This window comes from Acidimicrobiia bacterium (genome assembly GCA_040902765.1).
In the GTDB taxonomy this organism is placed as follows: Bacteria; Actinomycetota; Acidimicrobiia; order Spongiisociales; family UBA11373; genus DATKBG01.
The window spans coordinates 24,117-47,609 of sequence record JBBDWO010000029.1 but is presented as its reverse complement, the minus strand read 5'-3'; the positions used below and the strand labels follow the sequence as shown (position 1 = coordinate 47,609).

The following is a 23,493-nucleotide window of genomic DNA, read 5'->3' as shown; positions in this document are numbered from 1 at the left end:
CATGAATGTAGTTCGGCTCGAGCCGCGGTGTTCGATCACGTACCGACGGGGTCGGGGGTGCGTCGCCTGCGGCGAGCGAGATCGCCGTCCCACACGGCGAAGACCAGGGTGCCGACCACCAGCCAACCGGCGGTGATCAGGTACATGGATTGGTAGCCGACGAGCACGATCAGCGAGCCGAGGATCGGCCCTCCGACCAGCGTGCCCAGGTCGAAGACGCCGGTGAAGATCGCCGACGCCGATCCGCGGTCACGCGGCGCCGCTCGCCCGAACGACTCGGTGAACAGGATGGGAAACAGCGAGCCGTGACCGGCTCCGCACAGCACGCCGGCGAGCATGATTCCCCCGGTGCTGCCGGCGCTGGAGAGGACGACGAGACCGCAGCCGAAGATGGCGATCGCCGGGTACAGGACCCGTTTCGGGCCCACCCGATCCGGCACCCAGCCGAAGAACAACCTGAGCAGGATGGCCGTCGCCGCGTATGTGCCGAAGAACGCGCCCACCGAGCCGACACCGGTGGTGTCGACGAAGGTCCGAATGAAGGTGAAGTAGCCGGTCAGGGTCATCGCGAAGACGAACGAGATCCACCACATGGGGAGCAGATCGCGCTGGCGGAGGGGACGGGTGAACGACACCGCGGTTCCCGGCTCCAGCCGCGGCGCCACCTCCAAGAGTGGGAGAGTGAGTAGCAGTGCTACTACGGCCAGGGCGAGCGCGGTGATGAAGAGTCCGTCGAAGCCCCACCTCCCTATCACCAGGTCCCCCAGGAAGCCGCCGATCGCTATGGGAAGTAGTCCGGCCACCCCGAACAGCGAGAGACCCTGGATGCGTCGCTCGGGCGGGACCAGGTCGGCGGCGTAGGCGAGCATCGCCGAGAACACGAGGGCGATGGCGATGCCGTGCCCGATGCGAACGGTGAACAGCCACGGGTCGATGGCGTCGACCTTGAGATAGGCGGCAACGACGAGCACGTTGAGCGCGTTGCCCGCCATGAAGAGCGGTCGCCTGCCGAGGCGGTCGATCGAGCGACCCATCCAGGGGCGCACCGCGATGGCGCTGAGTGCTGTGGCCGCGAAGATCACACCGATCTGCTGCTCGGAGGCGCCGAGGTCGTCGCGCAGGAACCCGGGGAAGTGGACGAAGAGGAAGAACGACATGCCCTGGAACAGAGACGCAAACCAGGTCGAGACGAACCGGGGCGTGAGGAATCCGGGCATGGCAGAGCGAGCCTAGGAGCCGGTAGGGCGCTGCGAGTCGCGCCGGGGGAGGATCGGTGGAACTCAGGTACGCCCGCGAAATCGGCCGCAAGAGCGCGAAAACTACCTACCCGTTCCATTTGACCCGGTTGCCGTACTCGCCTATCTTCCCCCCACTCCTTCCCGGGACCGCAAGGAAACGGGAAGGCGGCCCCGAGGGGTCGCAGTGGAGGGCCTCCGGGTCCGACTCGGCACTCAGCGGGGCCACGGCCCACCTGAAGACTTCGGTCTGACGGAGGGTGCCGGATCGGCGGCAACGCTGAGACGGTTCCCCCTGGGGAGCTTTCCGCAAGGAGAGTTCGACAGGGGGACATGGAGCCCCGAGGGGGCAGCGGCTTCGGCCAACGCTTCCTCGGGGTTCCACCTTTTTCGGGGTCGGCTACCGGCTACCGGCTACCGGCTACCAGCTCAGAGCTACTGGCTACCAGCTCCACAGCCAGACGGTTGTCCGTCATCCGTCATCCCTGGCTCCTCGCTCCTGGCTTCTCGTCCCTCGTCCCTGGCTCCTCGTCTCGAGCCGCTCTGGCTGTCAGTTGTTTGCTGTGAGCTGTGTGGTGCGAGCTCTCTGTGGCTGTGAGCTCGCGAAAGCAGTGCGTGAAAACTTCCGGTGGGGCGCGAAAACGGACTAGCCGTTCAGTTTGACCCGGCCCTGTCGGGGTCGTAAGGTTCCCCTTGTCACTACAGCGATGTGGTGGTGCCAACGACCGGCAACGGTCGGCGGCGGTTCCGACCCAGCTCCTTCGGGAGGGTCGCACCGGCCGAAAGGACCGGACGACTGCCGGACCAACTTCGGCACCGAGCTTCGGCTCGAGATCGAGGGAGGGCAGAGTCGCAAGGCTCCGCTCAGACGGAAATATCCCGAGAGGGTTCTGGCTCCGGCCAGTGACTTTCTCGGGATTTTCCGCGTTCCCCTCCCCCGTAGGGGGAGGTGGCTCGGCCCGCAAGGGCCGAGACGGAGGGGGAGGGCTCACGCGTCGCGTGCGGCCTCCGAAGGCGGGGAGGTGGCTCGGTCAGGCTCCGAGCGGGGTGTGAAAGGCGTAGAGGTACTCCCGCAGAGTGAGGCCGGACTCGACCACCGCGGCTGCGAGGTCGCGCCCCACATATCGAAGGTGCCAGGGCTCGTAGGTGTAACAGGTGAACGCTTCGGCTCCCTCCGGGTAGGTGACGAGGAATCCGAACTCGTGGGCATGGGCTGCCACCCAAAGGCCGGTGGGCGACCATCCCCATGCCTGGTCGACGTCGCTCAGTCCCTCGCTGGTGAGGTCGACCGTGGTGCCCAGCTGATGCTCCGAGTGGCCCGGTCGGGCGGCACGGCGCAGCGCCTCCTCCTCGCCAAACTCGGTGATCCGCTGGTCGAGGATCTGCTGCTGCGCATCGAAGCTGCGGTAGGCGGCCAGCATCGTCACCGGTGTTCCGTTGTCGGCAGCAGCCTGGCGCAGCGCAACGAGGTCGGTGATCAAGAATGAGCGGACGAGGACGCCTTCGCCGACGGCGAAGCCAGCGTTGGCTGCCGACACGAGATCGTCTGGCGCATAAGTGGCGGGGAGGCGCCGAGCCGTGTCGACGACCACCGTCGCCCATGCCGTGGCCGGGTCCTCGGAGATCACCAGGTCACCGGTGGTGCAGGGCGGCGGTGCCGGGATCGTGGTGGTAGTCGGCGTGGCGAGCGTCGTCGTGTCGAGGAGGGAGGTGCCTCCGGCACCAAACAGTCGCCCGATCAGGGTCGTGGCGAGCACCACGGCGAGGATGACACCCACGCCGACGGCGATCCTGCGGCGCACGTAGATGTGCTTCGGTAGGCGGCGATCCGGCGGGCGACGAGTTCCCATGGCGGCTTGGAGGGTAGGTCGGCGCCCGCCTATCGCCCGTCGCCCCTCGCCTCTCGCCTCTCGCCTCTCGCCCCTCGCTCCTCTAGATTTAGCTTCGTGCCCCACATGATGGACGACTTCCCGCTGCTCATGTCGACGCTGTACGACAACGCGGTGCGGGTGCACCCGGGCCGCGAGATCGTGTCGGTGGAGTACGACCGCAGCATCCGTCGCTCCACCTACGGCGACACTGACGAGCGGGTTCGGCGGCTCGCTGCCACCCTCGATGATCTCGGGGTGGACACGGGGGATGCCGTGGCCACCTTCGCCTGGAACAACCAGCGCCATCACGAGCTCTACTGGGCGACGGCCAACACCGGCCGCGTCTGCCACACCTTGAACATCAGGCTGTTCCCCGATCAGCTCGCCTACATCGTCAACCACGCTGCCGATCGCGTGCTCTTCGTGGACCCCGACCTGGTGCCGTTGGTGGAGCGGTTCGCTGGCGAATTGGAGACAGTGGAGCACTTCGTGGTCATGGGGCCGGAGGTGGTCGGTGATCTCCCCAACGCCATCGCCTACGACGACCTGATCGCCGATGCCCCGTCCTGGGGCGCTTGGCCGATCCTCGACGAGCGATCCCCGATGATGCTCTGTTACACGTCAGGCACGACCGGTAACCCCAAAGGCGTCGCCTACACGCAGCGGTCCACCTACCTGCACACGATCTCGTCGCTCGCCGTCTTTTCGATCTCGGCCGCGGACACGGTGTTGCCCGTGGTTCCCATGTTCCACGCCGCCGCCTGGGGGTACCCGTTCTCGGCGACCACCGTCGGCGCCCGGATCGTCTACCCGGGACCCGACCTCTCGCCGGAAGGGCTGGTCGGCCTCTACGAGCGCGAGCGGGTGACCTTCTCGGCAGGAGTGCCGACCGTGTGGGCGGGCATCCAGCAGCACCTGATGGACCATCCCGACGCGGACACCTCTTCGATTCGGGCGTTGATGTGTGGAGGGTCGGCGGTGCCGCGGGCGATGATCGAGTGGTTCCAGCGCGATCGGGGGATCGTTCTGCAGCAGGGGTGGGGGATGACCGAGACCAATCCGGTGGCCTCGATCTCACTGCTCCTTCCCGAGCACCGGGATCTCGACCTCGACGAACGCCTCGACAGGCTGGAAACGGCGGGGCTGCCGGTGCCGGGGCTCCAGGTGAAGATCGTCGACGAGGACGGCGCCGAACTGCCGCACGACGGTGATGCGTTCGGCGAGCTGCTCATTCGCGGCCCGTGGATCGCCGCCCAGTACTTCCGGGACGAACGCCAGGAGGCGTTCGTCGACGGCTGGATGCGGACCGGCGATGTGTGCAAGATCACTCCCGAGGGATACATCGTCATCACCGACCGTGCCAAGGACGTGATCAAATCGGGCGGGGAGTGGATCTCGTCGCTCGACCTGGAGCGCGAACTGATGGCCCATCCAGGGGTCGCCGAGGCGGCGGTAATCGGCGTCAAGCACGTCAAGTGGCAGGAACGGCCGCTGGCGCTGGTGGTGCGGCGCCCTGGCTCCGAAGTGACCGCCGAGGAGTTGCTGGAGTTCCTGGACGGTCGGGTGGCCAAGTGGTGGCTACCCGATGTGATCGAATTCGCCGAGGAGTTGCCCAAGACGGGCACCGGCAAGTTCGACAAGAAGGTCGTCCGCGATCGCTTCGCCGACGTCCTGCTCGATGACTGAGACACCGGCCACGCGCGCTGCGACGGAGTCGGGTCTCGACCATGAGGTCATCGAGTACGGCCCGGTGGCCAGCGTGGAGGAGGCGGCCGAGGCCCGTGGTGTCGACCTCCGCCAGGTGGTCAAGACGATCGTGGTCCGCCGCGGCGAAGGCGACTTCCTCATGGTTCTGGTCCCAGGGGACCGAGTCATCGACTGGGCGAAACTGCGCAGTGTGCTTGGCGTGTCGCGCCTGTCCCTGGCGTCTGCAGACGAAGCGCTGGCAGCCACCGGCTACACCCCCGGCGCGATCACCCCCTTCGGCTCCACCACCACCCTGCCGGTCATCGCCGACGCCTCCATAGACGGCCTCGCCTCGATCGGCGGCGGCGCCCACGGCGTAGCGATCAACGTGGATGCAGCAGCGCTGATCAAACACCTGGCGGCCGAGGTGGCCGAGGTGACGAAGGAAACATGAGACGATCGATGAGATCGGGATTGGAGTCACGATGAGAATTGGGCTAATCGCTCAGCTGCACGGAAGCCCAGACGGGTCGAAGCCGGCCCCCACCTGGGAACGGGTTCTCCGCCTTGCCAGCGCGGCCGAAGCCGTGGGATTCGACAGCTTCGTGTTCGAGGACGCACTCTTGTATCGCGGTCCCAAGGAGACCTACGGCTGCCTGGAGTCGATGTCCATCGCGGCGGCGCTCGCAGCCGCTACGGGCCGGATCAACATTGGCCAGTCCGTCGTCAACGCTCCCTATCGATCTCCGGCCCTCACCGCGAAGATGGCGGTGACTATCGATGAGATATCGGGTGGGCGCTACCTGTTCGGCATCGGCGCTGGCAACACCCCGGACTCGGACTATGAGGCGTTCGGGTTCCCGACCGACCACCGGTACTCACGCTTCGCGGAGGCGATCGAGATCATCCACGGTCTGCTCAAGTCGGGTTCCGTCGACTACGACGGCGACTTTCACTCCGCCAAGCAATCTGAACTGGTACTCCAAGGCCCGCGCCCGGGTGGCCCGCCGATCATCATCGCCGCCGGGGGCCCGAAGATGATGAGGCTGGCCGCCCAGTACGCCGACGCGTGGAACTGGTGGTCCACCGACCACCGGACCGCGACAGAGACACTGACCCCCTTGGTAGAAGAGCTTGAACGAGCCTGCGAAGAGGTCGGCAGAGATCCCGACACTCTGGTGCGGACCCTCGACGCCTACACCCTGGATCCCATGAATAGCGCCGAGGCGGACGGAGCGACAGGGATCGGACACCCACTCTCCGGTTCGCCCGAGGAGATAACCAGCACACTCCTCGGGTTCCAGTCCCTCGGCTTCACCGAAGTACGTTGCGACCTCTACCCGAAGACCGTAGAAGCCGTCGAGGCGATGGCCGACGTAGTCGAGAGAGTGCACGCTTGCTGATAGCGCTGGTTTCACATCTGAGAGTCGGCGCACGTCCCTGGTCTTGTCGACGCTAGGTCAAGGCGTGGAGTCCTCAGTCGCGGCGCAGGTGTTGGGCGAGGCGGATCAAGCCGCGCTGCTCCAGGAGGTCGATTAGCTCCTCGGTGTCACAGTTCCTTTCAGATGCCTCGTCGTTGACGATCTGTCGGACCGTCGCGGGGTTTAGGTCGAACAGGTCGGTGAGGAAGTCGTCTGGGCTCTGTGCTTCGAGACCGTGGGGTTCGAGGGCGTCGGATGTGAACGCTACGTCATCGGTGATGATCAGTTGTGAGTTTGAGTGGATTGCGGCGGCCACAACGTGCCCATCGTCAGGGTCCGCGATGGTGACGCTCTCGATCGCGTAGTTGTACCCGGTCACCAGGCAATCTGGGATGGCCTCTTTGATCGCGAGTTTCAGGCTCTCACCCTGCGTCTCACTGAAGTCCGAGTACTTCCGTCGAACCGCGTCAACCATCTCGTCAAGGATGGCGTCAGTGAGAAGGACCCGAAGGTTGAACCTGGCCTGCGCCACACCAACACGAACAAGAATGCTCCGTTGCAGCGCACCGAATACGGCGTTTGCGTCGTAGAGGACGCGGAAGGCCACTCAGTCGTCCAACCCGGCATCTATGCCAATTTTGGTTACGCGATCGGCGGCCCTCTTCCGTCGGGCAGCCTCGGCCTTCCGAAATGTGTCCAGGTCGACAAACCGAATCCGGCGGTGACGCCCCACAGTGCGAAACTCAAGGGGTCCATTCGGCAGCAGGACCTTGTCAATCAGGAATGGCCGGGACACGCCCAACAAGTCCGCGGCTTGCTGAGTCGTGAGTTCTGCACTCTGTGGCACGATCGAGACTCCCACGCCGTCCTTCAAGTGGTCGAGGACCTCGATGAACATCTTGAGAGCCTCAGATGGGACTGTGATCATGGTTGGAGCACCAACATCATCAGCGACGAGCATCACGCGTGTGGATGGGGTGGGATGACGACGCAGGAAGTCGGCGAGCACGCCGGGGGCCGTATCGTTGACTTCCGAGACTCTCGCGGCGGGTTGGTTGCTGATGATCTACCTCCTGCAGCAAACCTACACGATCACCGCATTTAACGCAATAGTCGAAATAGTCGCAACACAGATCGAGCTACTGAGCCTTGCACATGAGTCCTTGACTTGGATGGCCTCCCACCACCTGTCGAGGGCGGGTTCGGTCACCGCTTATTGTTGCGACCGGACGCCGTACGAAGGTAGGCGAAACATGCCTGGATCCGGGGTCTCTCGGGTCTCCACCCAAGTTCCGAGATCGCTGAGCACATCGATCGTTTGCACCGCGTCGGGCAGACTGTTCTCGTCCTCATACCGAACGATGAGGGCCGTACTCACGAGGGCCTGCCCTCTGATCTGGCCAAGACCGTTGTAGAGGGAGATGTCGGTCCCAAGGCCGCGAGCCTCAAGAAGTCGCAGGTACATTGGGAACAGGGCCTCGCGCGCGACGACATCCAGTGGTTCAAACATCACGTGCTCTCGCGAGGGGGCGACTATCTGCGGCATAAGGTCAGTCCCCGGGAGGACGTAGCGGAAGTAAGCGGAGGCGGCCACACAGATAGCCATGGCCTCCATGGCATCAGCGACATTCGCTGCGGCGGGGGCCTCTGCGAGCTTCGAGTGTTTGCGGGTGCGAGTGCTTGCTCGCGTGGCGTGCTCAAAGGAGTTCCGGAAGTCCCTGAGCTCTACCACCAGCCCAGTTAGTTGGGATGGTGGAGAGTGAAGGCCGTTCGAGAACCATCGAGCGATCGCCGACCACTTGTCAAGGACGTCGGCTCTTTCATCTGTTGAGTCAGCTAGGTCCGGCCGCAACCCCGATTCTCGCTCTCGGAGAAGCACCCTGTGTAGCAGTGCAACCGTTCCCTCAATCACTCGCCACCACTCGACTGAGCCAACTCTCGGATCCCAGTGCATCGGCACCGATTGGCCACTAAGGCGAATCAGCTCGTTGACGGTGTGAGCGAAGGCGATCTGCGCGTGGTAATGGAAGGCCGCTGACACGACCGTGCTGTCATCGAAGAGGAGGGCTACATCGCCTACCTGAGAGCCACGGAGATCCTCAAGGTTCATTGGGTAGTCTCGCGCTCCAGTTGTCCAGTTCCTTGCGCCCATCAAAACCCCGGTGGTGGCGTTGTAGCCCACTCTGTCAATACGGTTGCCAACTCCCGCACTTGCTGCGCCCGAGCTCCCGGCGCCGTCGCACCGTCTGTGAATGCCTCGCTCGTCGTCGCGCCTAGAAGGAGCTGGCCACTCGGGGTCGTCCCATCAACTGGGGCTTCCATGTGCTTTGCGAGGCGATTGAAGAAGGACACGATGTCCGCCTCCGACGCGGAGTTGGTCTTCAGGTTGTAGTAGACGCCAGCCAGTACCCGAAGCATCGTGGTCGACAACACCAGACTGCGGGGCCGGAGTTCAGCCGGACCCTTCCTACCGGTTGCGATTGCCTCAATCTCGGGGAAGCCTTTCGATAGCACTTCAAAGAACCGGTTCGCTTGCCTGGCGAGTAGCTCGGCGTCAAGCGTCTTCTCCTGGGCCCGAGAGACACGGCCGGTAGGCCCCACCGCGACAATCCGGATGATGTCTGCGACGTGCTTGGCGCCCAACAGATTGGGATTGGCTCCTCCAATTCGGTCCTGCTGCAGGTCGACTCGACCGATCAGGGCCGGGCTCAGGTCGCCATCGCTTAGAAGGCCATGGAGAGCGCGATTGACCACCTTCCTCGAGTCGAAGCGCGAGGTGACGGACTTCGTGACTCCGACGGCGTTGTTGGCGACATCAACGAAGATCTGACGTGCCTTCTCCGTGTCGTTCTCAATGATCAGGTCCATGAAGATTGAGTCCTCCGACACCCGCTTCTGAATTCTCTCCAAGTCACGCAATTTCTCCTGCAGCGAGTTCACAGCCGCGGCGGGTTCACCGTTTCGCTTGGCGGCAGCGACCTTCGACACTTGGTTGGTGACCTCGTTGCTCAGCTGCTCAAGGAGCCGAGACACGCCTAGGACACGGTGTTGCCCGTCGACAATGCGAAAACTGCGCCGGTCATTTCGTGGCACCTTCAGGACGCCGACTTTCAAAGTCCCGTAGTCCCCCCCGGGAAAGGGCTCAAACGAGACGGCGCGCGCTGTGGTCCGAACTGTCAGGGGACCGGCATGCCACTCCGCGTTCTTCTTGATGTACTCGGCGAAGGACTGAGCGTGATTGACCCTGACCTGTCGGTTGTCTTCGAGCGGTATGGCCGGGTCCGGAACAGGAAGCACCACCGGCACCTGCGAAAGTGGCAACGCGACCGCATAGTGAAGCCGCCCGCCCTGGGACGTTTGTTGCGCGACATAGTCATCCGTCGGCTGAAGACCCGAAAGAGTCTTAGGAAGCGTCGGAATATCTGGTGTGGACATGGGGCGTTACCTTCCTTGGTGGGACTTCGCAAGAGACTAATCGTGAGTTTAAGCGTCTGTCAATCCACTTAAGATCTTAAACGCAGATTCCCATCTCGAGAAGGCACCAAGAAAGGAGAAGGCGAGCGCTCTTCTAGGCGCCGCTCAGTCCGTAAACGCCGCGCCTGCGGTCGTCGTCATCCGCTCCGTTCCTGCGCTCGCCTTGCTCGGCGTCGTCGTGATCTGACTTGGGGCGTTCCTCGGCGGGGAGACTCTCCTCGCGCTGCTTGCGCTCGGCATGGCACTTGCAGCCAGCCTGACCGCGGTTCGGACCTAGTCCTGGCGCTCCGTTCCCTATGCCACCTCGACGTGCCCATCCGGCCACCGTGGGCTATCGGGCGTGATCAATTCCCCGACCCAATCCGGCGGGATCGACTCGTTGGTTCGCCACTGACCCCAGTAGTCGTCCGCGCTGCCACGACTCCCGACAAACGCGGGAAGCAGCATCTTGTACGTATTCAGTGTCGCGACTCGCGCGCCGAACTCGACGATGACGGGCTTGCTCGCCTCCGTGAGGCGCATCAGGAGTTCGCTCGACTCCCTGCCGTCCTTGAGCCATCCCAGTGTCTCGCCACCCCAGGTGTCAAAGAGGTTCCAGAAGCCCCACGTCTGATGCTCGAAGATGCTGAACGGCGCCACAAAGTCGATCGTGCCGATCCGGCCGCCTGCTGTTCCCTGCCAGGAATTCGGCCCATCGGAAAGGATCTTTGTCCCTCCCGGGTCAAGGGCTGCGAGCTCCGGATAATGCTCCAGAGCAGATTGCACCTTTGCGAGCCGCAGATCCTCCGTCAGGACGCGCAGCCCGGACGATTCCTGAATGTCATCAATCTCGTGCTGAAGTAGCCGGGCAGCGTGGTGCGCGAGAAGGCGATGCGACGACAGCGCCTCTCTCAGCAGGCGCTCCTCCTCCTCGAAGTCCCCGGTCCTGAAGTGATCCCTCGGATACCTGAGCCAATCATCGCCCACCAAGCTGTCGATCACCCGGTCGATCAGCTCAAGCACCAAGGGCGGCCACGAGTCCACAGAGTCGATATCGACGATTCGGGTCTGGTCGTACATCTGGAGATCGTATCCCGGCAACCTCATCCCTCACACAGCCTGCTCCGGTGACATTCCCGCACGCTGGCTGAATCCAGCCCGTAGACTCGGAGTGGGGAGTGATGACATGGACAACATCTTCTTGGGGCTGATCGGCGCGCTCTTCGGTGGCGCGTTGTCCCTGGCGGGGGCTGTGTTCGTGAGCCGGCGCGAATTCATCAGGAAGTCGAGAATTGAGGCGGCTGAGATCCTATCCCCGCTCGCGTCGTCCGTCAGTAGTGAGAATTGGCCGCGGGCGCGACAGGGATTCGGTCGGCTGATCTCAAAGGGATGGGCTCTTGGGGTCAAGGAGCAATTATTGATCGACAGAGCGCGTTCTGTGTTCAACACGCTCACCAGATGGGATGCTGAGACTCGCCTTCACACCGACCCTGGTTCGCCGCTTACGGAGGAGCAGGAGCAGTGGAAGTCTGACCTGCTACGGCACCTTCAGGACTTGCGGAAGCTCCTTCACGAACGGATCCTCGGCCGGTCCTACGCCGAGTTCCAACTCAGGAGGGACTCCGGACTCTGAATCTCGGACAGGGAACCCTCCTCGGATGACATGCCCACACGCTGCCTGAGGCCCAGGGTCCTAGGCTCTTCAGCATGGCTGACGTTTTCTCAAGAGCGGCACCCCACCTTGACATCGGGGCTGCGGCTCAAACCGTCACTCGGAACGATCTTCTGCCGTCCCGACCGGAGGACAAGTTGCTCGGGCAAGTTGGCAGGCGGCTTTGGGAGCGGATAAGTCGTGCGATGGAACGGGGTCAATATCAGCCGGTCGCTCTCATCAGGGTTCCTGTGCCGAAGAGCGACTTCACTACGCGCTCCGCTGCGCTCCTCACCCTCGAAGATCGAGTGGTCTACGCCGCTCTCACGAGAGGGCTCGCCCCTCGGATTGAGTTGGCCCTGGCAAGCCCAGAGGCGAGCCTGTGGCCCCGATCAGCCCCGGTACCGAAGAGATGGGCCGAGTTCTTGCGTGTGCCTCTTGAGTCGCGACCAACTCACATCGTCGTCGCTGACGTTGCAGGCTTCTACGAGACCATTAGCCACTCTCGGTTGGCATCCCTCTTGATCGAGGCGACTGGCCAGCGGGAGGTGGTCGATGCCCTGGAAGAGTTCCTTGGCAGGGTCACCCGATCAGATCGAGGCATTCCCCAGGGTTTAGTCGAATCAGACGTCCTCGCAACGTTCTTTCTCTCCCCCGTCGACCGTTCAATGTTGATTGCAGGTCATGACTACTGGCGACATGGCGACGATGTTCGCATCGCCGCTTCGTCATACGGGCGCGGTCGCGAGGCGCTCGCTCTCTTTGAGGACAACCTGCGAGAGTTGGGTCTCAACCTGAACGGCGAGAAGAGCAGCGTTGAGACTGTCTCCGGTTACGCGGTAACCCTTGGAGCCCACGAGAGAGAGAAGTCCGCACTTCAGCAGCGCTACGAGCAGGCACAGCTCGCCGCACTCCAGTCCGGCAAGCCGGCGGAGATCCGTCGGGTACTCATCCACCTCCAAGTCCCGGAGGAGATGATCGATGAGCTCGGTGACGATCCCGACACCCTCATTCGGTTTGCCGCGGAGTGGACCGAGGGCTTGGGGCCATACCAGCGTCTCGACATGAGTGAGGCGATCGAGATTCTGCGCGACGATCTCACTCCCAGCGACGTCGAGACAGCAAAGGCCCTGTTTCGGGAGTCTGTCAAGCATCGGCCCGGTTCGGGCAAGAAGGCTTGGCCCAAGGAGGTGTTTCACACGACCCTCAGAGAGTCGCTAACGACGCTCGCCGCGGCTGACGACGGGTTCGCAATCGATCAGTGCGCCAATCTCTTGCGGGCTTACCCGTCGGAGACGGACGCGATCGCGACCTACCTCCTCGCCGTGGCGAGTTCGCAGGCCGGTGACGTTGCCGAGGTGGTCGCAGCGGTCCTCGCGGAGAAGCAGTTCGTTTTCGCGTCCCAGGCCGCCTGGCTCTACCGCGTCGCCGAAACCGTCTCCGGCAGTTGCCCGGCAATACTCATCGAGGCCGCGCGGCGCGATGCAGAGGACGGCGCAGCACACTGGGCACGCAGAGCGGCGGCGATCCGTCTGTTGGGCACGCGCGGCGAGCTCACGCGAGTCGACCTTGCCCGTTTATGGAAGCAGTGTCCACAAGCCTTCCGCCCCGACCTTGTGATCGCGGCCGACCTTGCGTTAGAGGCTGGTGCCTCTTGGGCGGAGGTGTTCCTTGACGCTTGCCGCGGTGGCGAGCGCATTCTTGATGTCCTCGTGCAGCACCTTGGAGTGACCAGAGCGGCAGACGCCGCTGCGACTCGTTCAGCTCCGGTGGCGCGGGACGACTACGGACCAGACGACGAACCATTTTGAGCGATAGCGGGCGAACGGCTAATAGGGCCTCGGACCTGGGGGGCATCCCCACACGCTTGGCCGTGGAGAGTGTGTGCTATTCGTTGAACTTGCTAACCACCCGCTCCCACAACAAGGCGAGAGCAGCAACGCTGCCAACGAATGTGGCTCCTTCGGTAGTAAGCCAGGCGACCCTGACTGCTAGGACGGTGGCAAAGGAGAAGAGAACAAGGCCGGACAGCTGAGCGACGTCTTGCAGTTGGAGGTTGCCGTTGTTTCCGCGATCGGTCAGGACATCGGATGGCGCTGCCCTGTCCGCAACCTCCTGCGCGACCGCTGAGACCAACCCGGCGTGGCGCTCCTCAAGCCCATCGATGGCCACTGCGGCCCCAGAGCCGATGCCGTCTTCGTCAGCCTGGCGAATCCCGAGGCGAGCCGTTTCAACGACCCCGCCATGTCCACGGCCTTGCCAAGGATGGCTTGATCAAGACTCCCGAAGGAGAACTCCGCGCGCGCGAACCCCCGCATCGCGGCGGCGAGGGCGCTGTGTTCGCCCATGAGAACCTTGAATTGGGCGGTGAGCGGTTCGGCAAGCTTGCGGGCCTGCTCGTCGAGAGCCGTGGCGCTTGCCATGGCGATGGCGAGCTGTTCGTGACTCGTCACCGCCTGCCGAATTGATTCGAATGATGTCACCTGCCGAGGGTAGTGCGTGGCCCCTATCTCCACTGCAGGTACTTGCCCTCACACTCGGTCGAAGACCGGTTGCCAGTCGGCCGCGGATCGGCCCATGGCGTGGAGTAGTGCGACAGGATCGCGGGAGCCGCCGGAATCGGAGTACGAGAAGACACCAGCGCTGAGAGTGACGTCCATTGCCCCATTGGCGAACGGGGTGCCCCTCGGGCCTGGTGACATTCCCGCACCCTGGCCGAGGGTGGAGCGATCACACCGACAACACTCAACTGCAGGGCCAATGGGACCGATTCCTATTGCAGAGCCACAGCCCTTGCGATAAGCTCTGTGGCAGCGACATTGATCGTTCGCCGTGGGGGCTTCGGCTCAGACGGCAAGTCCTGTGGCCCGGCCTTGTGTCGGGCCACAGTTGTGCCTGTAGGCCTGGCCCACACCGCCTGCATCTGGCAGAGTGGCCCCATATGTACCTCTGTTACGTCGATGAGGCGGGTGATGCTCAGCCGATACCCTTGGCAAGCGCGAGCCCGACCGTAGTTGCGCCGGTCTTCGTGCTGGGTGGCCTCATCATCGACGCAAGCGAGGTCGGAGCGCTTTCAGCGGCCTACCTCGATCTCAAGACCCGGTTCTACCCCGGTCTGATGTCGTCATTGAGCCACCATCTGGACTCGGTGTTGGTTGAGGTCAAGGCTTCAGATATCCGCAGGGCCGTGCGGAGCGGCTCGCGCGACGAGAGAAGGACAGCGATCGGGTTTGTGGACCGAGTGTTCGACCTACTCGAAACACACGACGCCCGCCTGATCGCCCGAGTGTGGGTCAAGACACCCGGCGCCTCCTTCAATGGTCGCTCCACCTACACCTACTCGATGCAAGCACTGTGCCGAGCGTTCCAGCAATACCTGATCTCCAACGACGGAGAAGGCATGGTTGTCGCGGACAGCCGGACTCACCAGCTGGATGAGAGAGTGGCCCATTCTCTGTACACGATGAAGCACCGAGTCCTCGGTGACGAGTTGAACCGGGTTGTAGAAGTGCCGACCTTCGGACGCAGCGGGAATCACGTCGGACTACAGATCGCGGATCTGGTGAACGGCGTGCTGTTCCCGATGGCAACGAGGACCTACTGCGCAGGCGTAATCACAGGCGTCCACGTCGCACCGCAGTACGACACCTTGCGGATGCGGTATGGCTCTCGGTTTCAGGACTTGCAGTATCGCTACTCCGATATCAGCGGTCGGTGGCGTGGAGGAATCACGGTTTCCGACCCGGTGGGGCGCCAGCCTGGGTCAGCCCTATTCTCACCCCCGTAGCCGACTCGGCGTTCTCCGCTGGTGACATTCCTGCACGCTGGCTGAGGCGGGGTGCATCACCTCCGCGAGTTTGTCGGGCCATCTCTGTTCGTCACGTGCCATCCTGTTCGCTCGGTCTACGCTGTCTAGCCGATGACCGAACGGCAGCTCCGCAGGGTCACACCCGTTGCGATCGTCGCTTTCGGCGGCGTCATGCTGCTGTGGATTGTTGTCGGGTTTGGGCCGCCTCTGATCTGGCCCGGACTGCGTGAACGCGCCCTGTGGGGCGATGCCTTCGGCCTGGTCGGAGCGCTGTTCTCGGGCTTGGCCTTTGCGGGCGTTGTCGTGGCGCTGTTCTTCCAGAATCGCGAATTGGAACTGCAAAGCGCGGAGATCGCACGAGCCCGCCAGGCTATGGAGGAGCAACGTGAGGTCGTGGCGACGCAGCTTGCCTCGATCGAGTCACAGCGCACTGAAGCGGCCTTCTTCGCTCTGCTAGAAATGCATCGTGACACGGTGAGCGATCTCGACCTTGGAGGCATCGTCACAGGAAGGCAGGCGCTCCACCACCTAGCTCTGCAGATGCACCGCCTGCTTCAAGAGACCAGCGGATCTCTGTCTCCCGTCCAGCGTGCAGAGCAGGCCTATGGCGAGTTGAGCAGCGACAGCTATCCCTACATGGGCCACTACTTCAGGTTGGTGGGAGAGATACTTAGGTTTCTCGGCGCGATGGAGGACACCGATCGCGCCCTCACGTACGGCCGGCTGTTACGAGCCCAACTGTCCTCCGACGAGCTTCTTCTCTTGATGGTCTGGATGCTGTCGGGAGATGTGAACGAGCGCGATGGGGACATCGCCGAGCATGCCGAGGAGTTCGGCATCTTCCGAGGACTGCACTTCATGGCCATCGATGCGAGCTACGGGTGGCTCAAGACCGCTTGGCATGAGCTTGCGGTCAGCATGGGTTCCGAGAAGTTGTCATTCAGGTCATCCGGTAGGTTTGAATAGGTCGGCGCGGCCGACCCAGATCCAGGACCACCGTCGGCCCAAGGTTCTGATGGCATTTACGTACGTCGGCCGAGGTGGCGGTGATGTCCTCAGTGCCTCAGCACCGAGCTAGATCGAGAGCTCGAGATCGTGGTGGGCGCCCACGTGGTCTACATCGGGAGTCACCCCGCCAGATTAGGGAGCGGACATTCCGTCTGTCTCGACTTGACACCCGCGAGACACTCAGAACACGAACTTGCAGCCGGTGAACCTCATCCTCGTTGGCCAGTTAACCGATGAGATTGCACAAACGTGTCACACCTTGGAGATACGTTGAGCCCATCTCGACTTGGAGGTGCAACTTGGAGCGATTCGTCAAGGCAAGACTGGTCTGCGGCGGTCGTCAAGGCAAGACTGGTCTGCGGCGGCTGCGGCGAATCCAGGGAAGTGTGTGTTCAGATCAACCGCACAGTCCCTGAGCCCATCCGTTGCACACCCGGGCCACCCCGAGGTAGAGCAGGCTCGCCAGGGATATTGTGCCTCAAGTGCAACCGCCCCTGCTTCAGGGACGCCAGAGAATTGTCGCGCGCAGTGGAGTTCGAAACGAAAAGCGGATGGGGAAGGCACGTGGGAGTGGGAACCGTGGTCATTGAGTGCTAGTTCGAAGCATGAAATGCGATCGCGTAAGGCCAAGACAGGTCTCAAGTAGTACATCACCGGCCACAGTTCCAGAGGCTGACGACACGATCGAGGCGCAGGAGTTGGACTCGTCGTCTCGCTCAGACGCTGGTCGACGACCGAGGTGCCGCCTAGCCGGCACACGATCTCACCAGAGTCACTTGGCACTCCCGAGCGCGTTCTCTGCAATCGATAGGACACTCCACAACAATCGCTTCGCTTCCTTACGCTCCTCGGTCGTGAGCACCCGTCCCATGTGCTTCAGCTCACGACGCCACGTACGGTTGAACACCTCCAGTACCTTGACTTCAGTCGGGCTCAGTAGGCCCGCGTCGTCTGCCCGGACAAGCAGTTCGGGCCAACGAACTGATCGACCCGCACTGAGCCGGTGGCGTAACAGCGCCTCGACAATGGTGTGCAGCTCTTCAACCACGGTCTCTTCGGGAAGTTCTCCGACAAGCCATCTCGCGAGCAAGTCGTCGGCCATGATCAGTCGGGCAGTGTTCGGCGTGTCGAGGGGGTAGTCAACGATGGGCCAGATCCATCGGCCCTCGTCGCGTGTGGACGTCCGGACTCGGGGATCCGTTTCATCGCCGACACACCAACCGATCCATCGCGTTGCCAAAGACTCAGCGATGGCCGCTGCCGTGCTCTCGCGAATGCGGTCGAATCCTCGAGCGACCGTCGGCAATTCGCGCTCCAGTTGTCTGCTCCAAGCTGCGATGGCGAAGGAGTTGCCGTCCACCCAGAGTTCCCACCGCGTGCTATCTCCGTCAACCGCGCGAGTTCGGTAGTGCATCTCGAGGCGCAGTTCTCTTGCCCAGCCTCGTGACACCTCAAGTAGTCGACGGATCAGATCATCCGCCCAAGACCGGCAGAAGAGATGCGTTCCGTAGCCAGCCATGGCGTAGACCGTAGCGAGGGGCAAGCCAGCTCGGACCGGTAACCATGTGTCCTGTGGCGACAACTGGATCTCAAGGCAGTCGCATACCCACACCACGAACTCGTCCGGCTCTTCAGCATCGCGTCGGAGTAGGCAACCCTCGACGACCCTGCGGGTCACCGTCGATCATCTCGCAGTCAGAGCCGCGATCGGGGAGATCATGGGGCAGTCGCAACGCCAGCCGAGGGCGACGGCCGCGTACGCATACAACAATTCCAGGCTCTGGCCGAACCTGGCGGAGCTGTCTGCGGGCATGTCGCTAGCGTCACTGCGTATGGAGTTCCGTATCCGTGAGGCGACGGAGCACGACGAGCCGTTTCTCGTGGACATGTTGTACGAGGCGCTGTTCGTACCACGCGGAGATCCACGGTTGCGGAGGGCCGTCGTCGACGAACCCGAGCTTGCAAGGTACGTCCGGGACTTCGGCAGCCAGCCAGGAGATGCTGGCTGGGTTGCTGAGACCGTGTCAGGCGACCCCGCGGGAGCGGTTTGGGTACGCCGGTTCGGGAGTGACGCACCAGGCTACGGATTCGTAGACGAAGACACGCCCGAGGTCTCGATCGCGGTTGTTGCCAAATGGAGAGGACATGGGCTGGGAACCGCACTCATGGGACGCTTGCTGGGGTCTGTAACTCGGTGCAGCCTCTCGGTCGACGACCGAAACCGGGCCGTGAGCCTGTACGAGCGGTTCGGCTTCGAGGTCGTAAGGACGGACAATCACTCGGTGACGTTGCTGCACTCCCGCGCTCAGGATCCGCCGCGGCGGGAATCCCTCCGGTGACATTCCCGCACTCTCCCCGAGGCGGCGGCGATCACGAGTCACGGGTCCTTCAGCACCCCTGTCAGGACTTCGCTGTGATTCCGTTCCGTCTCACGCCAGTCAGGTGATCCACACTTGGGGGCCGCACAGAAGGTCCTGGTGGGTCAGGCGTTGGCGATGGCCTCGAGCTGCGGCCTCACCTCAGTAGCGAGGCGCTCCATCGTCTGCGCATCGAAGGGGGCGAGGTATTGAAAGACGAGGTGCCGGTAGCCCATCTCGACATATGGAGCACATCTCTCAACCAGGTCCTGCGGAGTTCCCATCATGTCCCTGCTCCACGGCTCGGAGTCGTTGTGAGCGAAGATCTCGTTCAGCACCTGTTCGGCTTCCGAGCGGGAATCGCGGATGACGGGCTGACGGATTGCGACCGTTCGTTCGATCTGGGCCGGATCCCGATCGATCGCTTCACAGTGCTCGATCAGCTTGGCCTCGGCAGTGGCGACCTGGTCCGGCGATCCGATCAGGTTGCACATGTCTCCGTACTCGGCCACGAGTCGGAGTGTCACCCTGGGGCCGGTGCCGCCGATCAGGATAGGAAGGCGGGCCTGGACGGGTGCGGGGGAGTTCACCGCTTCCTGGATGTCATATCGACCTCCCAAAGACGACGGACGAGTTCCGTCAAGCATTCCCCGCATCACCGGGAGAGCCTGCCGAAGCCAGTCGAGCCGCTCCCCGAATCCCTTCCCGAACTCGAATCCGTATTGCCGATGCTCCTCCTGATGCCATCCGGCACCCAAACCGAGGATCGCTCTTCCGTTGCTCATGTGGTCGAGGGCCGTGATCATCTTCACCAGGAGCGCCGGTTGGCGGAGGCTGATCGGGCTGACCAGGCAGCCAAGAGTGGCCCTCGAGGTCATGGCGGCTACTCCGGCCAGGCACATGTAAGGCTCCAGAATCGCACCTTCGGGGTCGGCATCGGGCGGGGTGGGGATCAGATGATCCGGTGTCCACAGGGAGTCGTAGCCCAGATCCTCAGCAGCTTGCATTGCCCTCAGATACGACGGCCAATCTGTGTGCTGACTGAAGCAGTCAGCACCGAACTTGAGCGCCGGACGAACATCCTCACCCACGCAGTACCCCTCCCCAACGAACGAAGGCCGAACGCTGTCATGGTTCCTTCCGCAACCGCGCACCACCCCAAGGCAGACGTAGCGCACGCCGAACCCTACCCATCGAACGACTCGTCGAGGAGCACTACGCCACGATCACCCCTGGGCGAGACCTGATCGAACAACTGCGGAACCTATTCGCTTGACTGAGCAGGCTATGACCCCGATAATGACTGCAGACCCCCAGTCGCCTCGGTGGCTGGGTGCGAGACCCGCCGCGAGGCGGGTCTCTGCGTTATCTCCTTCTGGCTGATTCCCTATGTCCAGCCAGCGGGCCGACGGAATGTGCCGGTGGAGTCGGAAAGGCTCTCTGGAAACTGTGAGTCACGGAGGACTCCGATCCTCAGGCGCTTGATCCACGAGGCGACTCTCACGAGCTCATGGCTTGGTGCGGCGTTCAGCGTCCCGTTGACGACCCCCACCTTCCTATTCAGACGTCGAGCCACTACCTCGATGGGGCGAACGAGGTCGGTGTCGCCCGATATGACGAGGGACGTCGAGCCTTCGCCGTTGAACGCGTCCCAGAGCAGATGTGTCGCGAGGTTGACGTCCGATCCCTTCTCCTCGGTGACGAGCACTTCGACGCGTTTCGGACCCGAGGCGGGTGGATTTGCGAGGCGTTGCATCTTCGTTCGCGTCTTGAACCGTCCGTAGTCGATGGACAGGTTCGGGATGGTCCTGAGCGCTCTGAGGTAGGTCTCCTGTCGCTGGGGCGCCTGCGGATCACCTCTCGAGTCGATCCGAGCGGTGAAGTACCTGATCTGGTTGACGGTGTCGTCGTCCTTGAGTAGGCGTTTGGCGAGCGCAGCGAGATCGAGCCACTTCAGATCAGGATGATCCTTGAGAGCCCCGAAGTAGAGATTGAAGCCGTCCACATACACATTGACCCTTGCCACTCGTGGCATCGTATGGGTTGGCTACGACACCCCCTCGGTCGTCGGGGTTCCACATATGCTCGTCGCCACTCAGGTGACATTCCCGCACGCTCGGCGAGGGTGCCGCGACGTGATCAGTGCTGCGTGCCGACGAGCCGGTTGTGCGGCTGGCGCAGTTCAGGCCGAGGCGATTTCTTGACGGCGCCTCTGGGGCTTGCCATCGCTTCGCGGGATGGACTCCTCAACGATCTCAAACTCGATTCGGTGCCCCAGGGCAGCTGCATATCGTGCAAGGGTGGAGGCGCGCGCGTCAGTGTCGCCGGACTCAAGTCGCGCAACCGCGGACTGTGACGTTCCCATCAGTGCGGCAAGCCGTGTCTGCGAGATCGAAAGTTCGGTGCGGATCTCAGCAAGTTGTCGAACGAGCTCGCGTCGCTTGAAGGCGGCGGCGACCAGCTCGGCGAAGTGCTCGTTTGCTTCGCCTCGCTCTTCGATGAGTTCAGTGAGAAAGTCGGTCATTGCCCCTCCCGTGTACTTCTTCGGCATCACATTGGCATATCGTTAGCGATATACCAAATACGATATAGCAGTTCAAGACTGCTTCCGGCCACGCGATCGCCAGTCGGCAAGCCTCCGCTTCGCGAGCTGGATGGCCTGCCGGGGAGTCCTCTGGGTCTTCTTGGAGATCGATTCAAGGGCCAGAAGCACTTGGTCCTCCTTGCCCTCCGTTGCGTACAGGATGCGGAAAGCCTGCTTGTCACCAGCAGCACGCACCTCGTAGATGTCACCGTCAAGATGGTGCGCGACTTCGTTGCCATTCACCTCCACGTCCTTCATGGCAGCGACGATTGCAGCGGCATCCGCATCTGACAGACCATCGATGAACTGCTTGACCGGTCTTCGTCCGCCGGGGGTTCGGTAGTCACGCCAGCGTCTCTTGGCTCCCACGCTCTAACGCTACTGCGAGTATCAGTCCGCTTCGGATGACATTCCCGCACGCTGGGTGAGGCCTGCGATCACGCCCCTGAGCGGAGCGCTCCACCGAAGTCCCGCACCTCTCGCTTCTTCCGAAGCCGCACCACGTTCACGTGCGCCCAGGTGCCGTCGGTGAGCATTGCTTCGTATTTGGCCCGTGTGTGCTCGAAGCGGGTCCATGCCCACACGATGATGTTCTTCTCTGCCTTCGTGCTGTAGAGGTTGCTCCAGGGCTCACGGTTGACGTTCCACAGCTCCTCGCGGGTGATGATCCTTCGCAGCGTGCGTCGGATCACCCTGATCATCACCACGCGCCTCGGCGGATCCATCCACACGACGGTGTCGGCACGCGGCCACACGAGCTGAGATACGCCATGACTCGTGTAGTTGCCGTCGACGACCCAGCGGTCCGCGGCGACGAACGCCGACACATCGGCTTGGAACTCGTCGTCGGGTTTCGGCTGCCAGCCCGGCTGGTGGAAGACCGCGTCGAGTTCGAGGTACGGCAGGTGGAGGCAATCGGCCAGGGTGCGGGCCATGGTGGACTTGCCCGAGGCGGAACTGCCTATGACCGAGATCCGCTCCATCGCCGCGGGATCAGGCGGTGTCGCCGCGCTGGCGGTCGTCGTCGTCGCTGCGCTCCTGGAGGCGGCGCTGTTCGGCCTCGGCGCTGTCGTTCTTACGTCGCTCCTCGGCGGCGAGGCTCTCCTCGCGTTGGACGCGTTCGGCCTCCAGGCTGTCGCGTCGACGCTGGTCTTCGCGGTCGGCGTCACTCGGCTGATCAGTGGTCACGGAGTGAGCGTAGGCGCTCGGGGTGGGGGCGGTAGGCTGCCGCTCGATGCGCACACTCCATGCCAACTGGTTCTACGTCGCGGTGGTCGTCTGCGGCCTCGTCGGGCTCGGCGGTTTGATCTTCGCCCTGGCCAAACGGAAGCCACCGTCATGGTCCCGATACGCGGTCGGCGCCGCCGTGGTGGCGATGCTCGCCCAGGTCGGGTTCGGCGTCGCCATGTACGCCCAAGGGGTGCGGCCCGCCGACGACTTCCACCTGTTCTACGGGGTGGTGATCGTGTTCACCTTCACCTTCGCCTACATCTACCGCAGCCAACTGGCCAAGCGACCAGCGCTCGCCTACGGGCTGCTGCTCCTATTCGTGATGGGACTGGGGCTTCGCGCCTGGGCGAACACGTAGTGCCCGGGCGACCGATCGCATACGGGTAACCTCCCAGCGATGCTCCTCAAGGACAAACGCCTGCTGATCACCGGTGTGCTCACCGACGACTCGATCGCCTGGCACACCGCCCGGATCGCCCAGGAGCAGGGCGCCGAAGTGGTTCTCACCGGATTCGGCCGGGGGATGAGCCTCACCAAGCGTGTGGCGAGCCGACTCCCCGTCGAACCCGACGTACTCGAACTCGACATCAACGATCCCGCCCACATGGAGGCCATCGTCGCCGACCTCGACAGCCGGTGGGGGCGAGTGAACGGGGCGCTCCACGCCATCGCCTTCGCCCCCGAGGACGCTCTCGGCGGCAACTTTCTCAACACGCCGGCGGAGAGCGCCGCGACCGCCTTCACCACCTCGGCCTTCTCCTACAAGACCCTCGCCGTCGGGCTCCTGCCGCTGATGCAGAAGGCGGGCGGCGGCGCCCTCGTCACTCTCGATTTCGACAATTCGCAGGCGTGGCCGGCCTACGACTGGATGGGGGTGGCCAAGTCGGCCCTCCAGTCCGTGACCCGCTACCTCGCTCGCGATTTGGGACCCCACGGCATCCGGGTCAACGCGGTGTCGGCAGGCCCGCTGGCCACGGTGGCGGCCAAGAACATCCCTGGCTTCTCGGCCTTCGAACGGGTGTGGGGCGAGCGAGCCCCGCTGGGGTGGGACGTGGGCGATCCGGGCCCGGTCGCCATGATGAACTGCGTACTGCTGTCGGACTGGGCACCGATGACCAGCGGCGAAGTGGTCCACGTCGACGGTGGCTTCCATGCCGTGGCGGCCGGCCCCGGCACCGACGGCGAGTAG

General features: G+C 63.3%; 25 protein-coding genes. 10 read left to right on the top strand and 15 right to left on the bottom strand.

The features are described from left to right. Positions 1-35 precede the first annotated feature (35 nt). Positions 36-1,217 carry an MFS transporter gene (locus WEA29_09085; GenBank protein MEX2323906.1) on the bottom strand — a complete coding sequence of 394 codons (1,182 nt, stop codon included), beginning with the start codon at positions 1,215-1,217 and terminating at the stop codon, positions 36-38. A gap of 1,049 nt (positions 1,218-2,266) precedes the next feature. Beyond that, positions 2,267-3,085, bottom strand: coding sequence for a M15 family metallopeptidase (locus tag WEA29_09080; protein ID MEX2323905.1), 819 nt, complete (start codon positions 3,083-3,085; stop codon positions 2,267-2,269). A 105-nt stretch (positions 3,086-3,190) separates the two neighbouring features. On the opposite strand from WEA29_09080, the gene WEA29_09075 reads away from it, so the two are divergent. From WEA29_09075 to WEA29_09065, 3 genes are read left to right on the top strand one after another with little or no spacing between them, the layout of a single operon-like run. Next, on the top strand, positions 3,191-4,792 hold the full coding sequence (locus tag WEA29_09075; GenBank protein ID MEX2323904.1) for a long-chain fatty acid--CoA ligase: 1,602 nt from the start codon (positions 3,191-3,193) through the stop codon (positions 4,790-4,792). Next, positions 4,785-5,246 (top strand): YbaK/EbsC family protein, encoded by a 462-nt coding sequence (locus WEA29_09070; protein MEX2323903.1) that lies wholly within the window; start codon positions 4,785-4,787, stop codon positions 5,244-5,246. The genes WEA29_09075 and WEA29_09070 overlap by 8 nt, the downstream gene beginning before the upstream one ends. Before the next feature lie 31 nt (positions 5,247-5,277). After that, complete coding sequence (locus tag WEA29_09065) at positions 5,278-6,195, top strand: LLM class flavin-dependent oxidoreductase (GenBank protein MEX2323902.1); 918 nt, start codon at positions 5,278-5,280, stop codon at positions 6,193-6,195. 73 nt (positions 6,196-6,268) lie between these two features. Here the strand turns inward: WEA29_09065 and WEA29_09060 are convergent, their stop codons facing one another. From WEA29_09060 to WEA29_09040, 5 genes are all read right to left on the bottom strand, one after another. Further along, a complete protein-coding gene (locus tag WEA29_09060) occupies positions 6,269-6,820 on the bottom strand; it encodes a PIN domain-containing protein (GenBank protein MEX2323901.1) in 552 nt (183 codons plus the stop codon). Beyond that, positions 6,821-7,222 (bottom strand): excisionase family DNA-binding protein, encoded by a 402-nt coding sequence (locus WEA29_09055; protein MEX2323900.1) that lies wholly within the window; start codon positions 7,220-7,222, stop codon positions 6,821-6,823. A gap of 204 nt (positions 7,223-7,426) precedes the next feature. Further along, positions 7,427-8,395, bottom strand: coding sequence for a hypothetical protein (locus tag WEA29_09050; GenBank protein ID MEX2323899.1), 969 nt, complete (start codon positions 8,393-8,395; stop codon positions 7,427-7,429). Beyond that, positions 8,365-9,648, bottom strand: a complete 1,284-nt coding sequence (locus tag WEA29_09045) for a DNA sulfur modification protein DndB (protein MEX2323898.1) — start codon at positions 9,646-9,648, stop codon at positions 8,365-8,367. The genes WEA29_09050 and WEA29_09045 overlap by 31 nt, the downstream gene beginning before the upstream one ends. Before the next feature lie 333 nt (positions 9,649-9,981). After that, positions 9,982-10,746 (bottom strand): hypothetical protein, encoded by a 765-nt coding sequence (locus WEA29_09040; protein MEX2323897.1) that lies wholly within the window; start codon positions 10,744-10,746, stop codon positions 9,982-9,984. A 106-nt stretch (positions 10,747-10,852) separates the two neighbouring features. On the opposite strand from WEA29_09040, the gene WEA29_09035 reads away from it, so the two are divergent. Both WEA29_09035 and WEA29_09030 read left to right on the top strand, forming a co-directional pair. Next, a complete protein-coding gene (locus WEA29_09035) occupies positions 10,853-11,299 on the top strand; it encodes a hypothetical protein (GenBank protein MEX2323896.1) in 447 nt (148 codons plus the stop codon). Positions 11,300-11,373: 74 nt separating this feature from the next. Further along, a complete protein-coding gene (locus WEA29_09030; protein ID MEX2323895.1) occupies positions 11,374-13,128 on the top strand; it encodes an RNA-directed DNA polymerase in 1,755 nt (584 codons plus the stop codon). Between the two features lie 267 nt (positions 13,129-13,395). Here WEA29_09030 and WEA29_09025 read toward each other — a convergent pair whose 3' ends face one another. Beyond that, complete coding sequence (locus WEA29_09025) at positions 13,396-13,800, bottom strand: hypothetical protein (protein MEX2323894.1); 405 nt, start codon at positions 13,798-13,800, stop codon at positions 13,396-13,398. A gap of 458 nt (positions 13,801-14,258) precedes the next feature. Between WEA29_09025 and WEA29_09020 the strand changes: the two genes are divergently transcribed. Both WEA29_09020 and WEA29_09015 read left to right on the top strand, forming a co-directional pair. Next, the gene (locus WEA29_09020; protein MEX2323893.1) at positions 14,259-15,104 is read left to right on the top strand and encodes a DUF3800 domain-containing protein; all 846 of its coding nucleotides are present in this window, start codon (positions 14,259-14,261) and stop codon (positions 15,102-15,104) included. 132 nt (positions 15,105-15,236) lie between these two features. Next, positions 15,237-16,091 (top strand): putative phage abortive infection protein, encoded by an 855-nt coding sequence (locus tag WEA29_09015; GenBank protein ID MEX2323892.1) that lies wholly within the window; start codon positions 15,237-15,239, stop codon positions 16,089-16,091. A gap of 814 nt (positions 16,092-16,905) precedes the next feature. On the opposite strand, the gene WEA29_09010 is transcribed toward WEA29_09015, so the two are convergent. Continuing rightward, entirely contained in the window at positions 16,906-17,493 is a 588-nt protein-coding gene (locus tag WEA29_09010) for a hypothetical protein (GenBank protein MEX2323891.1), read from the bottom strand. A gap of 472 nt (positions 17,494-17,965) precedes the next feature. Between WEA29_09010 and WEA29_09005 the strand changes: the two genes are divergently transcribed. Next, complete coding sequence (locus tag WEA29_09005) at positions 17,966-18,472, top strand: GNAT family N-acetyltransferase (GenBank protein MEX2323890.1); 507 nt, start codon at positions 17,966-17,968, stop codon at positions 18,470-18,472. A 143-nt stretch (positions 18,473-18,615) separates the two neighbouring features. Here WEA29_09005 and WEA29_09000 read toward each other — a convergent pair whose 3' ends face one another. The 6 genes from WEA29_09000 to WEA29_08975 all read right to left on the bottom strand — a co-directional run bounded on the left by WEA29_09000 (position 18,616) and on the right by WEA29_08975 (position 22,262). Further along, positions 18,616-19,581, bottom strand: a complete 966-nt coding sequence (locus WEA29_09000; protein MEX2323889.1) for an LLM class flavin-dependent oxidoreductase — start codon at positions 19,579-19,581, stop codon at positions 18,616-18,618. Between the two features lie 296 nt (positions 19,582-19,877). Further along, positions 19,878-20,516: an NYN domain-containing protein gene (locus WEA29_08995; GenBank protein MEX2323888.1), complete on the bottom strand. Its 639-nt coding sequence runs from the start codon at positions 20,514-20,516 to the stop codon at positions 19,878-19,880. Positions 20,517-20,672: 156 nt separating this feature from the next. After that, positions 20,673-21,014 (bottom strand): helix-turn-helix domain-containing protein, encoded by a 342-nt coding sequence (locus tag WEA29_08990; protein ID MEX2323887.1) that lies wholly within the window; start codon positions 21,012-21,014, stop codon positions 20,673-20,675. A 72-nt stretch (positions 21,015-21,086) separates the two neighbouring features. Beyond that, positions 21,087-21,443, bottom strand: a complete 357-nt coding sequence (locus WEA29_08985) for a type II toxin-antitoxin system RelE/ParE family toxin (protein MEX2323886.1) — start codon at positions 21,441-21,443, stop codon at positions 21,087-21,089. A 68-nt stretch (positions 21,444-21,511) separates the two neighbouring features. Further along, the gene (locus WEA29_08980; protein MEX2323885.1) at positions 21,512-22,057 is read right to left on the bottom strand and encodes a hypothetical protein; all 546 of its coding nucleotides are present in this window, start codon (positions 22,055-22,057) and stop codon (positions 21,512-21,514) included. Positions 22,058-22,067: 10 nt separating this feature from the next. Continuing rightward, a complete protein-coding gene (locus WEA29_08975) occupies positions 22,068-22,262 on the bottom strand; it encodes a hypothetical protein (GenBank protein ID MEX2323884.1) in 195 nt (64 codons plus the stop codon). A 46-nt stretch (positions 22,263-22,308) separates the two neighbouring features. Here WEA29_08975 and WEA29_08970 point away from each other — a divergent pair, with 46 nt between their 5' ends. Both WEA29_08970 and fabI read left to right on the top strand, forming a co-directional pair. Then, positions 22,309-22,662, top strand: a complete 354-nt coding sequence (locus WEA29_08970; protein MEX2323883.1) for a hypothetical protein — start codon at positions 22,309-22,311, stop codon at positions 22,660-22,662. 39 nt (positions 22,663-22,701) lie between these two features. Continuing rightward, entirely contained in the window at positions 22,702-23,493 is a 792-nt protein-coding gene (fabI, locus tag WEA29_08965; GenBank protein MEX2323882.1) for an enoyl-ACP reductase FabI, read from the top strand.